The 11,429-nt window shown below is 63.9% G+C and carries 10 protein-coding genes; 5 read left to right on the top strand and 5 right to left on the bottom strand.

What is annotated here, in order from left to right:
* Positions 1-39: 39 nt before the first annotated feature.
* Positions 40-1,665, top strand: a complete 1,626-nt coding sequence (locus ACB033_RS20875) for a hypothetical protein (RefSeq protein ID WP_139724857.1) — start codon at positions 40-42, stop codon at positions 1,663-1,665.
* A 31-nt stretch (positions 1,666-1,696) separates the two neighbouring features.
* Here ACB033_RS20875 and ACB033_RS20870 read toward each other — a convergent pair whose 3' ends face one another.
* Positions 1,697-3,010 carry a sodium-dependent transporter gene (locus ACB033_RS20870; RefSeq protein ID WP_139724859.1) on the bottom strand — a complete coding sequence of 438 codons (1,314 nt, stop codon included), beginning with the start codon at positions 3,008-3,010 and terminating at the stop codon, positions 1,697-1,699.
* Positions 3,011-3,441: 431 nt separating this feature from the next.
* On the opposite strand from ACB033_RS20870, the gene ACB033_RS20865 reads away from it, so the two are divergent.
* Positions 3,442-4,161: an ABC transporter substrate-binding protein gene (locus ACB033_RS20865; RefSeq protein ID WP_005304833.1), complete on the top strand. Its 720-nt coding sequence runs from the start codon at positions 3,442-3,444 to the stop codon at positions 4,159-4,161.
* Between the two features lie 5 nt (positions 4,162-4,166).
* On the opposite strand, the gene ACB033_RS20860 is transcribed toward ACB033_RS20865, so the two are convergent.
* On the bottom strand, positions 4,167-5,480 hold the full coding sequence (locus ACB033_RS20860) for a sodium-dependent transporter (protein ID WP_005304835.1): 1,314 nt from the start codon (positions 5,478-5,480) through the stop codon (positions 4,167-4,169).
* A gap of 214 nt (positions 5,481-5,694) precedes the next feature.
* Positions 5,695-6,534: an isopenicillin N synthase family oxygenase gene (locus ACB033_RS20855; protein WP_126880485.1), complete on the bottom strand. Its 840-nt coding sequence runs from the start codon at positions 6,532-6,534 to the stop codon at positions 5,695-5,697.
* A 209-nt stretch (positions 6,535-6,743) separates the two neighbouring features.
* Between ACB033_RS20855 and ACB033_RS20850 the strand changes: the two genes are divergently transcribed.
* Positions 6,744-7,307 carry a DUF2799 domain-containing protein gene (locus ACB033_RS20850; protein WP_010636208.1) on the top strand — a complete coding sequence of 188 codons (564 nt, stop codon included), beginning with the start codon at positions 6,744-6,746 and terminating at the stop codon, positions 7,305-7,307.
* 59 nt (positions 7,308-7,366) lie between these two features.
* Here the strand turns inward: ACB033_RS20850 and ACB033_RS20845 are convergent, their stop codons facing one another.
* Positions 7,367-8,188 (bottom strand): Cof-type HAD-IIB family hydrolase, encoded by an 822-nt coding sequence (locus tag ACB033_RS20845; protein WP_005304856.1) that lies wholly within the window; start codon positions 8,186-8,188, stop codon positions 7,367-7,369.
* Positions 8,189-8,567: 379 nt separating this feature from the next.
* Positions 8,568-9,809 (bottom strand): MFS transporter, encoded by a 1,242-nt coding sequence (locus tag ACB033_RS20840; protein ID WP_005304859.1) that lies wholly within the window; start codon positions 9,807-9,809, stop codon positions 8,568-8,570.
* Positions 9,810-9,962: 153 nt separating this feature from the next.
* On the opposite strand from ACB033_RS20840, the gene ACB033_RS20835 reads away from it, so the two are divergent.
* Positions 9,963-10,586: a metalloregulator ArsR/SmtB family transcription factor gene (locus tag ACB033_RS20835; protein WP_019840775.1), complete on the top strand. Its 624-nt coding sequence runs from the start codon at positions 9,963-9,965 to the stop codon at positions 10,584-10,586.
* Between the two features lie 307 nt (positions 10,587-10,893).
* Entirely contained in the window at positions 10,894-11,370 is a 477-nt protein-coding gene (locus tag ACB033_RS20830; protein WP_005304871.1) for an Lrp/AsnC family transcriptional regulator, read from the top strand.
* Positions 11,371-11,429 lie beyond the last annotated feature (59 nt).

Here is an 11,429-nt window from a genome sequence, read left to right as displayed (position 1 = left end):
TACTTGTTCCGATCCTGAACCGGCCAAGGAGTGCCAAGGATGCAGATCCTCCTGATCGAAGACGACACCATGCTCAGCACGGCGCTCTCCCAGGGGCTGAGCCAGCAGGGCATAGCATCAACCCAGCTGACCCACTGCAAGGAGCTGGCGACCCTGCCAACCCTGCTGCGCCAGCAGTCGTTCGACGCCATCATCTGCCACCAGAGCCATCACCAGGACCTGGAGGGAGTACGCATGCTGCAGGAGGCTCACTATCTGGGGCTACTGGAGCCGGGCTGCGTGCTGTTGTTGCTCAATGCAGACCCGGAGCTACTCCACTATCCCCCCTCGGATCTCTACTTTTCCCTGCAGCTGACCATCCCCTTTACCCAGGAGCAACTGACCACCCGCCTGCACGAGCTGGTACAGCTGACCGGGCTGACCCGGGCCCTGCCGGCCCCGATGCGGCTCAGGGAGTGGCAACTGAGCTGTGCCCTGTGCGAGGACCTGCTCTATGAGCAGCAGAAGTATCGGGAGCTGGGACAACAGCTGGACCGGAGTAAGGGCTACATGCTGCTGCAATGGCAGGATCACTTCCATGCCTCCCAGCACTACGCGGTCTGTACCACGGAATATGACGCCTGGTGGCCGCGCAAGGGATTGATCTACGCCCTGTTGGGACTCGGCAGGCTGGAGAGCGCGCGCAAGGATCTGGCCCGCAACCGGGAGCGGCTGCCGCCGGCCCTGCAGCTGGAGCTGGCGCTGGCCTGTCTGCTGCACGAGGGGCAGTGGGAGGCGGCCTGGGACGTGCTCGGCCATCTGCTGCAAAAAAACGCCTGGCAACCGGAGTGGCGCCAGGCGGCCATTCTGCTGGCACTGCTGATCAAGGATGAGGGCAAGGCGCTGGAGCAGGCCAATGCCCTCAGCCTGCGCTTCTTTGCCGATCACAAGCTGCGGGTATCTATCGAGAACTTCATCCTCAATGCCAGCCTGGCGGTTCTCTGGCACTACCCGAGCGCCGCCAGGATCAGCTCACTGCAGCAGGAGTATCGCTACCTCAAGCAGGCCGTCACCCTGCGAGCTCATGAGGATGCCCTGCTCAAGGCGCTGATGCTGAGCTTGGACTACCGCTTCGACGAGGCCCTGCTGCTGCTGGCCAAGCACCCGCCGGAGAGCGCGCGGGACAACCACCTCAACCAGCTGCTCGGCTTCGCCGTCAGCCAGTTCTGCGGCCTGCCCCACCACGCCAAACGCTACCTGACCCAGCTCGGCCAGTATCAGGCCAGGGTCGCCCCGGCCCCGCTGCTGCAACAGTTGTTCAAGCAGGTCGTCATCGACTTGACGAAACAACTGGAGCGGCGCGAGCTGCGGCTGACCTATCTGCGCCAGGAGCGGCAGCGGGCCAGCGCGGCGGGCCAGCACCAGCTGGCCGTGCAGTATGCGCTGACGCTGCAGGAGGAGTTCCCGGCCCTGCCTGGCGATGCCTGGCAGTTGCTGGAGCTGCTGCAACTGTGCTGGCCGGCCGGCATGGCAGCCCCCAGGGTTGCGCTGCTGGTAGACCGGCTGGAGCGGCGCCTCAACCACAGCGCCTCCTTCATGGAGCATCATGCCGAGGAGTACCAGAAGACGCTGCTGCAGATCCGCTCACACCTCAATACCCGCCTGCCCACCACGCCCCCCAACTAGACCCTCAGGCCTAGCCAGCTCCGGGCCGCTCTTACAGCAATCCCCGCACCAGGATCCCGCCGATCAGCAGCGGGGCCACCAGGCGCCAGCACCAGAGCAGGCAGAACCGCAACACTGGCGAGAGATCCGCCGGCACCATGCGATCCCCCAGTCGCCAGCCCAGCAGCAGGGTCAGCACCAGGCCGAACAGCGGCATCATCAGGTTGGAGGTGAGGTAGTCCAGCACATCGAAGATGGTCTTGCCGAACAGAGTGTACTCGGCCCAGGGGCCGAACGACAGGCTCACCGGAATGCCGCAGGCCATGATCAGCAGGGTCAGCACCCGGCAAGCGCCACGGCGCGACCAACCCCACTCCTCGGTGGTGAAGCGCACCAGGTGCTCCAGCATGGAGATGGAGGAGGAGAGCGCCGCCACCAGAAGCAACAAGAAGAAGACCACTGCCAGCCCCTGGCCGAACGGCAGGTGGTTGAACACCGCCGGCATGGTCATGAAGGTGAGGCCGGGGCCGGCGGTCGGATCGATGCCGGTGGAGGCGAGCACCGGGAAGATCATCAGCCCTGCCAGCACAGAGATGAGGCTTGCCAGCGTCACCACCCAGACGCCGGAGCGCAGCACGCCCTCGCTGCTGGGCAGATAGGCGCCATAGGTGGTGTGTACCCCCAGGCCAATGGAGAGGGAGAAGAAGGCGAGCCCCAGGGCATCCAGCACTCCCTGGCCGGTGAGCTGGCTGAAGTCGGGCAGCAGGAACTGGCGCACCCCGGTCATGGCCCCCGGCATGGAGAGGCCGGTTACCACCAGCAGCAGCATCATCACGAACAGGGCCGGCATCATCCAGCGCAGCGCCCGCTCCACCCCCTTCTGCAGGCCCCCCTGCACGAACCACCAGGTGAGCCCGGCAAAGATGAGGTGAGTGATGGCCGGCCAGAGAGGATCGCTCACATAACCGGTGAAGAGGGCGGTGAGGGCGCTCGCCTCACCCAGGTTGAGCTCGCCACCGATGGCCAGGGCCGCGTATCCCACGGTCCAGCCCCCCACCACGCTGTAGAAGCTGTAGATGAAGAAGCCGCACAGGATCCCCATGTAACCCATCCAGCGCCAGTTCGGCCCCACCAGCTTGCGGAAGGCACCGAGCACCCCGCGCTGGCTGTGGCTGCCGAGCAGGGTCTCCCCCACCTGCACCGCTACCCCCAGGGTGAAGCTGAACAGCAGAAACACCAGCAGGAAGGCGCCGCCGCCGTTGGTGGCGGTCACATAGGGGAACTTCCAGATGGCGCCAAGACCGATCGCCGAACCGGCGGCTGCCAGCACATGACCGAGACGGGAAGACCACTGAACCTGGCTCATACAACCTCCGGGCAAGACAACATCACATCGATACTCCATGGATAACCGCACGGTGCGGGCAACAAAAAAGGCCGCCTGGTGGCGACCTTTGCAATGAACATTCAGACAAGCTGTGCGTGCAAGGTCACCTCTCTTGCGAGCCAAAAAATCGACCGAACAGTGCGCAGCGGGGTGACATGAATAAGCGGGCCTGAATGCCAAACGGGATCACAGCCTAAACCATGGAAAGAAAAATTGACACAACGCGATCAACTTTTTTTCATCCCCCCCTTCAAAACGGGATTCTCTGCCGCCGCCGGCAAAGATCATCAGGCAGCCCAATCCCTTGAGCAATAATAGAGTTAGCCTCGGCAGGCCGGTCAGCGACCGCCCGTGGCGACCCCCTTGCGCAACATGGATGCACCGACGTGACGCACCTGACCGGATACTGGATGAACTGGCTGCTGCCCTGGCTACTGCTGCCCGCCCTGGCGCTGGCCACTCCGCAACCCCCACTGACCCTCATCAGCCACGAGCTGCCCCCCTTTACCCACACCAGTAACGGCAAGCTCGGCGGGCTGGCGGTGCAGCTGGTGCAGGAAGTCCAGCAGGAGATGGGGGTTCACTACCCCATCAAGATCTACCCCCTCAAGCGGGCGCTCGCCCTGACCCGGGTCGAACCCGGTTTCGCCCTGTTCGTCATCCTGCGCACGCCCCATCGGGAGTCCCAGTTCAAGTGGGTGGGGCCGCTGTTCCCGAACCGGGTGGTGATCTACCAGACCAGAGGCAGCAAGCCGCTGACCGACCTGGCCCAGCTGCGCAAGCTGCCGCGGGTCGGCGTGCTGCTCGGCAACGCCGATGACGAGCTGCTCACCCGGGAGGGTTACACCAACCTGGTGCGCTGCCAGACCATCGAGGATGCCATCGAGCTCCTGGTGCTCGGCAAGATAGACGCCTTCCCCATGGGGGATCAGATCATGCCGGCCATCCTGGCCAAGATGAAGTTCTCCCCCCGCAGCGTGGTGAACTCCGGGTTGCTGCTGCAGGAGAACTGGCTCTACATCGTCTTCTCGAAGAGCGAGGATGATGCCGTGATCGCCCGCTGGCAGGCCGCCGTCGACAAGGTGCGGGCCCGCCACCCGCAGGCGACGCCGGCCCCCCTTCATCCCTGAGCCGGTTATACCAGCCCGCGTACCAGGATGCCGCCGATGAGCAGCGGTGCCAGCCAGCGCCAGCAGCCCATCAGCAAGGTGTGCCAATGCAGGGCCAGGCCGGCGGGCAGCGCCTGGCGACCGAGCCGCCAGCCCAGCAGCAGGGTGAGCGCCAGCCCGAACATCGGCATCATCAGGTTGGAGGTGACGAAGTCGAGCAGCTCGAAGATGTTCTTGCCAAACAGGGTCACGTCCGCCCAGGGGCCGAACGACAGGCTGACCGGAATGCCGTTGGCCATCACCAGCACAGTGATCAGGCTGCAGGCGGCCCGTCGCGACCAGCCCAGACTCTCGCTGACGAAGCACTGCAGGTGCTCCAGCAGCGAGATGGCGGACGAGAGTGCCGCCACCACCAGCAGGGCGAAGAACACCACCGCCAGCCCCTGGCCGAACGGCAACTGCTGGAACACCGCCGGCATGGTCATGAAGGTGAGACCCGGGCCGGAGGCGGGATCGATGCCGGTGGCCGCCAGCACAGGGAAGATCATCAAGCCCGCCAGCACGGCGATGAGGCTTGCCAGCAATACCACCCAGAGGCTGGAGCGGCCGACCCCCTCGCTGGAGGGCAGGTAGGCGCCATAGGTGGTGTGGATGCCCAGACCAATGGAGAGGGAGAAAAACGCCAGCCCCATGGCATCGAGCACGCCGGACATGCCGAGCTTGCTGAAGTCCGGCATCAGGAAGTGGCGTACCCCGGCCATGGCATTGGGCAGGGTGAGGCCAAAGGCCACCAACATCAGGATCATGATGAAGAGGGCTGGCATCATCCAGCGCAGGGTGCGCTCCACCCCCTTCTGCACGCCCCCCTGCACGAACCACCAGGTGAGCCCGGCAAACAGCAGGTGGGTCAGCACCGGCCAGAGCGGATCCCCCACATAGTCGTTGAAGCGGGCGGTCAGAGCCGCGCCATCGCCATGCTGCAGGCTGCCCGCCAGCGCCATGCCGGTGTAGCCCAGGGTCCAGCCGCCCACCACGCTGTAGAAGCTGTAGATGAGCAGGCTGCTGAGCAGCCCCATGGCGCCGACCCAGCGCCAGCGCTTGCCCATCAGCTCACCGAAGGCCCCCACCACCCCGCGCCGGCTCAGGCTGCCGAGCAGCGTCTCTCCCATCAGCACCGCCACCCCCAGGGTGAAACTGAACAGCAGAAACACCAGCAGGAAGGCGCCGCCGCCGTTGGCGGCCGTCACATAGGGGAACTTCCAGATAGCGCCGAGACCGACTGCGGAACCGGCGGCGGCCAGGATATAACCGAGCCGGGATGACCATTGGGACTGCTTCATAAGAACTCCAAGCGTGGGGCCCGCCACAAGGGGCCCAAAATGACGCTCAGAGTACGGGTGGGGCTGCGCAATCACAACGCTGCTTATCTGGATAAAACGCGCATTATTGGCAGCATTGACTAATTAAATTCATAAATTCGCGCAATCCTGCCAACAAATAAAAACCGGAGCAATTTTGCTCCGGTTTGGCAGGATGGTGAGCCCGGTTCGGGGACTAGATCACCCCCAGCTCCCGCAGCCGCTCCATCAGGTAGCTGTGGGCGGTATGACGCTCGGAGAGCACCACGTCCGGCCGCGGGTGGAGGAACAGCGGCAGGGAGATGCGGGACTTGGCGGCGCTGCCGCCGGTCGGGTTGATGACCCTGTGGGTAGTGGAGGGGTAGTAGCCGTGGGAGGCCTCCTGCAGCATGTCACCGATGTTGATGATGAGGGTGCCAAAATCGCATGGCACGTCCATCCACTCGCCGTCGGAACCCTTCACCTGCAGGCCCGGCTCGTTGGCGGCAGGCAGTATGGTCAGCAGGTTGATGTCTTCATGGGCGGCGGCGCGGATGGCGCCCGGCTCCTCGGTGCCGTCGAACGGCGGGTAGTGCAGCACCCGCAGCAGGGTCTTCTGGCTCTCTTCAATCATGGAGGAGAGCGGGCAACTGTAGTGGGCGGCGATGTCGCTCGGGGTGTACTGCTCGACCCAGCCCAGCAGCTCGGCCGCCAGGTCGTTGGCGAGGCGGTAGTACTCCATCGCCTGCTCTTTCAGCTCGGCAGGCATCTGGCCCCAGGGGTAGATGTGGAAGTACTCCTTGATGTCCTTCTGGCTGTGGCCCTTGGCCACTTCGGACACCGACGGCGGGAAGTAACCGTCCTGAGTCTCGCGATTGAACAGGAAATCCTGCTTCTGCTCGCTCATGAAGAAGCGATACCAGTTGTCATAGATGGACTGCACCAGCTCTTTCGGGATGGGGTGATTGGTCAGCACCCCGAAGCCGGTGGTCCGCAGGGATTCGGTGAAGCGCTGCGCCGCGTCGGGCGAGCGGTAATCGACGGTCAGGACTTTCATTGTTTTTGTTACGCGCCAGTTAAAAGATGGCGCAGTTTACCCCGTGACCGGCGACAAGGAAAGGGCGCGGGCCGCCACGTCGCCAGCCTGTGCAAATAGTGACAAACCGCTCAAAAAACGGTGTCGGCCGGCGCCGCTTTTCATCCCTTGTCCTGCCCCGGCATCCTCTCTAGAATGCCCCCCATCATCTCTCTCGGAGCCCGTCGTCCATGTCCCCCAAGATCCTGTTGCTGACCCTGCCTTTCCTGCTCGCCGGTTGCAGCTCGCTGTCGGAAGAAGAGTGCCGCACCATGAGCTGGTACAACCTGGGTTATCAGGATGGTGAGCAGGGCAAGACCCCGAGCGCCACCCGCGACTACGTCTCGACCTGCGGTGAATACGGTCTCAAGGTCGATGAGGCGGAGTGGAAACGGGGCTATGCCAAGGGGCTGGAGCTCTACTGCATTCCCGAGCTCGCCTACAGCAAGGGCAAGTCCGGCGCCGAGTACCTGGGGGTCTGCCCCAACGATGCCAGCTTCCTGACCCAGTACGATCGCGGCCGCAAGGAGTACCTGGTGGAGAAGCAGCTGAGCGATCTCAAGAGCGAGATGGAGCGGACCGAGCGCGACATCGAGACGCTGGAGCGCCAGATCCGCAACGAGAACGACAGCAAGCAGCGCGACTACTACCGCGCCCAGCGCGAGCGCGCCATCCGTCACTACGAGGGGCTGCGCCGCGACTACAACCGGATCCGCTTCCCGGATCGGGTGATCCAGTTCACCTTCGGGAACTGACAAACCAAAAGGGGCCGACAGGGCCCCTTTCTGTTTCTGTCCCTCTCTGTTTCTGCCCCCTAGGCGGGCAGAACCCAGCGCTGCAGCGCCAGCGCGATACCGTCCTCGTTGTGATCGGCGGTCACCCGATCTGCCAGCGCCTGGATCTGTGACGCCGCGTTGCCCATGGCCACCGCCAGCCCGACCTGTTCGAACATGCTGATGTCGTTGTTGTTGTCGCCAAACGCCACCACGTTCTCCATCGCGATCCCTTCGCTCGCGGCCCACTGGGCCAGCCGGTTACCCTTGCTGCAGCCGGGCTGCACCAGCTCCACCGCATAGGGCGCCGCCCAGTCGCAGGTGAAGGGCAGCTGCGCGACCACCTCTGCCATGAAGTGATGAAGCAGGGCGGGATCCTGGTTGAACAGCTCCAGCTTCCAGACCGGCCGGCTGAGCCAGCTCGCCAGATCCTCCGCCGGCAGCAGGGAGATCTTGAGATGATCCGGCTGGGCCGCCGACCAGTGGCGCATCCGGGTCACATGCTCCTCGCAGCCGAGGTAGCCGATCCCCTCATCGAGGTGGAACAGGGCTCCCATCTGATGCGCCTGCACCTCGGCCAGCAGCCGGCCTAGGGGGGATACCGCCAGCGGATCCCCGCTCAGGATCCTCTCCTGCACCGGATCATAGAGGTAGGCGCCGTTGCTGCAGATGATGGGGGTGTCGAGGGCCAGCTCGTGATGGAAGGGGCGAGCCGTCATGAAGTGGCGCCCGGTCACCAGCAGCACCTTGATGCCGTGGGCACGGGCCTGGGCCAGTGCGGCCCGGGTAGCGGACGAGATCTTGTGATCCCGGGTCAGCAGAGTGCCATCCATATCCAGCGCAATGGCCTGAAAACGACTCATATCACCTCCAAAATGTCGAAACGAATGCGGTGCCATACCTACCCGCTTCCAACGCCAGGGCCTGATAACAACTCATATCACCGCCAAGCGTGTCGAAACGAATGCGGCGCCATACCTACCCGCTTCCAACGCCAGGGCCTGATAACAACTCATATCACCGCCAGGCGTGTCGAAACGAATGCGGCGCCATACCTACCCGCTTCCAACGCCAGGGCCTGATAACGATTCATGCCACCGCCAAGGGCTGAGCATCGCAAGGTACAGATGAAGCAAGGGAGCACCAGGCGATCGGGCAAGCGAAGCAAAGAGCCATACCGTCCCAGAGTCGGCGCCACGATGCAAGCGCCGGCAGCCCCCTCCGTCTCGTTCTGTGATCCCGTCAGCCGGCTTCGACCTGGGCGTCGAACCGCTGCCGCCGATCCGCCGCCCGGCGCAGGCCATAGAAGCCGGCTGCGCAGAGCAGACCACACAGCGCCGCCAGATAGAAGGGCCACTCGGTGCCCGCCAGCAGCACCAGGCTGCCGACCGCCACCGCCAGGATCTCGCTGCCCACCGCCAGTCCGCGATAGAGCCCCATCGCCTGCCCCTGCTGCTCGGCGTGGCTGCGGTTGGAGACGGCCACCGAAGTGGCCAGCTCCCCCAGGCTCATGCCGATGCCGACCGGGATAAAGGTGAGCGCCAGCCCCCACCAGTGGCTGGGCAGGATGAAGAGCAACATGCCAGCCGCCATCACCAGATGACCGACGATCCCGAGGGAGCTGCCGCGCCAATGGCGAGCCAGACGGGAGCCCAGCCAGGATCCCGCGATCATGGGCACGCTCACCAGCACGGCGGCCTGCGCCAGCTGCACCGGATCCCAGGCCAACCGCTCCACCAGCCAGACGTTGAAGTAGGTGAAATAGAGCTGCACCGCCCCGTAGCTGAGCAGGGTCAGCACGAAGTAGGGCAGCAGCACCGGCTGCAGCAACAGTTGACGGGAAGAGAGGGCTGGTGCCGGCAGCTCACTGCGGGCCGCTGCCGGCCGATTGGGCAGCAGCCAGAGCACCAGCAGCAGGTTGACCAGGGTCATGGCCACCGCCAGCCAGGCCGCCAGGCTGTAATCGCCGGACACCACGGCCGCATAGCCGCCGATCATGGGGCCCACCACCCAGCCCAGGTTCATGCCAATGTTGATCCAGGCGAAGCTGCGTGCCTTGGTTTTGGCGGTGCTCATGTCGGCCGCCATGGCCTGCACGATGGCGATGTCGCCGTTAAAGAAGCCCTCCACCACCCGGCTCAACAACAGCAGTGGCAAGGAACGCCAGGCGATCCCCAGCGCCATCAGGGCATAGCCCACCAGCACCCCCACCAGACAGAGGGTCAGCACCGGCTTGCGGCCATGGCGATCGGAGAGCTTGCCGAGCCAGGGGGAACCCACCAGCTGGAACAACGGATAGAGCCCCATGATGACCCCCAACCACACCTTGCGGCTCCAGTCCGACGCTTCCGGCGTCAGCATGCCCTGGGCCGGATCCAGCAACAGCGGCGCCAGCACCGGGGATGGCAGGCTGAAGCCCGCCACCGCCAGCGTCACCGTCATCACCAATACCCACAAGCTGGCCTGTCCCTTGATCCTCTCCATCTTTGCCCCATTAAATAAAGTTATTGGTTTATTTATGTTGGCCAGTGAACGGGATTAAGTAAAGCGAATTGTTGATTAAAGAAATCCCTCTCCCCATAATGGGTACCTGAGCGCCACCCCTCTGGCGTGCCAGCCGATCACGAGAGCCGCCCCATGAATGCCAGCACCGACAAGATACTCCACCTGTTGAAGACCAAAGGCCCCCAGAGTGCCGCCGAGCTTGGAGAGCAGCTGCAGATGACCTCCATGGGCGCCCGCCAGCACCTGATGACGATGGAGGCCGACGGCTGGGTGAGTTTCAACGACGAGGCCCGCGGGCGCGGTCGACCGGTGCGGCTGTGGCACCTCACCGAGCAGGCCTGGCAGCGCTTCCCCGACAGCCACAGCGAGCTGACCCTGCAGCTTATCGACAACATCCAGCAGCTGTTTGGCGCGGTAGGCATGGAGCGGCTGATCGACCAGCGGGAACAGCAGCAGCTGGCCCGCTATCAGGCCGAGCTGAACCAGCCGGCGCTGGCCGACCGGCTGGCCAGGCTCAAGGAGCTGCGCTGCCGGGAAGGCTATATGGCTGACTTGCGTCAGGAGGAGGATGGCAGCTGGCTGCTGTGGGAGAGTCACTGCCCCATCTGCGCGGCGGCGAGCGCCTGCCGGGGCTTTTGTCGCAGCGAGCTGGCGCTGTTTCGCCGGTTACTGGCGCCGGCCGAGGTGGAGCGGGAACAGTATCTGCTGGAGGGGGATCACCGCTGCCTCTATCGCATCAAGCCGCAGCAGGGCTGAACGCCGCGCACAAAAACAACAAAGCAGGCGCCGGGATGCCTGCTTTGTTGCCTTCGGGGAGGGGATGCTCTCGTTCCAGCCCGTCGTTGCCCGATAAGGTGAGACGGCTGATGGGGCTCTTGACCCGGTAAGGTCCTTCACCACAGAGACCGGGTTGGGTTTCTGTCTTGCCACCGGAAGATGTAACCATGGTACCCCTGCCGGCACGGTGAGTGGTTGCGAAGTAGCATGTATTTTCAGTTGTTTTTGCAATAGCTCACCCTTAATCTAGGAAAAGTGAATTAGTAATTGCAACGAGGAACGGAGAATGCTGAAACTTGATCGCATTGACAGGCATATTCTGGAGTTGATGCAGGAGAATGGCCGCATCAGCAACCTGGAGCTGGCCGAGCTGGTCGGGCTCTCCCCCTCCCCCTGCTCCCGCCGGGTCAAGGCGCTGGAAGATGCCGGTCTCATCGACACCCATGTCACCCTGCTCAACGCCCGCCAGCTGGGGCTGACCCTCACCGCCTACATTCATATCTCCATGGACCGGCACACCCCGGAGCGGTTCGAGAATTTCGATCGGGCCATCAGCGAACTACCCGAAGTGCTGGAGTGCGACCTCATCACCGGCAACGACGCCGACTACCAGCTCAAGGTGGTGGTGCGGGACATGGAGCACTATCAGCACTTCCTGCTGGACAAGCTGACCCATATCCCTGGGGTGACCGGGGTGCGATCCAGCTTCGTGCTGCGCCGGATCAAGCACAAGACGGCGTTGCCGCTCAACCACCTGGGTTGAGCGTCGGCCGCCCAGATCAGCGCGAGATCAACGAGATCAAAAAGAGGAGGCCCAAAGGC

Source organism: Aeromonas sp. S15(2024), from assembly GCF_041402265.1.
Lineage (GTDB): Bacteria > Pseudomonadota > Gammaproteobacteria > Enterobacterales > Aeromonadaceae > Aeromonas > Aeromonas dhakensis.
Note: the sequence above shows the minus strand (reverse complement) of the source record. Positions and strands in the feature narration are given on the sequence as shown.

What these genes read in the sequence shown, in the direction of transcription:
- ACB033_RS20855 (WP_126880485.1), bottom strand. Translation starts at nt 6,534, where the DNA reads ATGAAAGTCCTGACCGTCGATTACCGCTCGCCCGACGCGGCGCAGCGC.
- ACB033_RS20865 (WP_005304833.1), top strand. Translation starts at nt 3,442, where the DNA reads ATGAACTGGCTGCTGCCCTGGCTACTGCTGCCCGCCCTGGCGCTGGCC.
- ACB033_RS20840 (WP_005304859.1), bottom strand. Translation starts at nt 9,809, where the DNA reads ATGGAGAGGATCAAGGGACAGGCCAGCTTGTGGGTATTGGTGATGACG.
- ACB033_RS20835 (WP_019840775.1), top strand. Translation starts at nt 9,963, where the DNA reads ATGAATGCCAGCACCGACAAGATACTCCACCTGTTGAAGACCAAAGGC.
- ACB033_RS20860 (WP_005304835.1), bottom strand. Translation starts at nt 5,480, where the DNA reads ATGAAGCAGTCCCAATGGTCATCCCGGCTCGGTTATATCCTGGCCGCC.
- ACB033_RS20830 (WP_005304871.1), top strand. Translation starts at nt 10,894, where the DNA reads ATGCTGAAACTTGATCGCATTGACAGGCATATTCTGGAGTTGATGCAG.
- ACB033_RS20870 (WP_139724859.1), bottom strand. Translation starts at nt 3,010, where the DNA reads ATGAGCCAGGTTCAGTGGTCTTCCCGTCTCGGTCATGTGCTGGCAGCC.
- ACB033_RS20875 (WP_139724857.1), top strand. Translation starts at nt 40, where the DNA reads ATGCAGATCCTCCTGATCGAAGACGACACCATGCTCAGCACGGCGCTC.
- ACB033_RS20845 (WP_005304856.1), bottom strand. Translation starts at nt 8,188, where the DNA reads ATGAGTCGTTTTCAGGCCATTGCGCTGGATATGGATGGCACTCTGCTG.
- ACB033_RS20850 (WP_010636208.1), top strand. Translation starts at nt 6,744, where the DNA reads ATGTCCCCCAAGATCCTGTTGCTGACCCTGCCTTTCCTGCTCGCCGGT.